Genomic DNA, 591 nt, shown 5'->3' on the forward strand with positions numbered 1-591 from the left:
GCCCATCGGTTGGGACGCGATCGAAAGATCGTCAACAGCGCCTTTCGCAACCAGTACGTCGGGCTGATGAACGTGCTGCGATACAAGGTCGAACCGACCGGCGAGGATTCGCTCGACGTGGCCTACTACCTGTTCCTGCAGGATCGCGTGGCCGAGGCGCTGGCCCGGTTCGACGCGGTCGACGCGGAGAATCTGCCCAGCCAGTTGCAGGTCGACTACATGCGCTGCTACGTCGCCTTCTATCGCGAAAAACCCGAGGAGGCCGCCAAGATCGCCGCCCGCTACGCCGACCATCCGGTCGACAAGTGGCGAGAACGCTTCGCCGCGGTGACGGATCAGGTCGCCGAGATCGACGGGGCGGCAATCGAAGGGGGCGCCGTCACCCAAAGCGACCGGGAAGAAGACGATCGCGAATCGCTGCAGGACCAGTTGGCGTCGACCGAGCCGGCTTTGCAGTTGAAGGTCGAGAATCGCGAGGCCCTGCTTACGTTCCAGAACCTCAAAGAGGTGACAGTGAACCTCTACCAGATGGACCTCGAGTTCCTGTTCAGCGCCAACCCGTTCGTCGAGAGCAGTGCCGAGCGATTCAGC

At 62.6% G+C, this 591-nt stretch carries 1 protein-coding gene; it reads left to right on the plus strand.

What is annotated here, in order from left to right; all coding sequences use genetic code 11:
* Positions 1–591, plus strand: a 591-nt coding sequence (locus tag GY725_09450; GenBank protein MCP4004406.1) for a hypothetical protein, incomplete at both ends; no start/stop codon positions are given.

The organism is bacterium, from assembly GCA_024226335.1.
Classification (GTDB): Bacteria; Myxococcota_A; UBA9160; order SZUA-336; family SZUA-336; genus JAAELY01.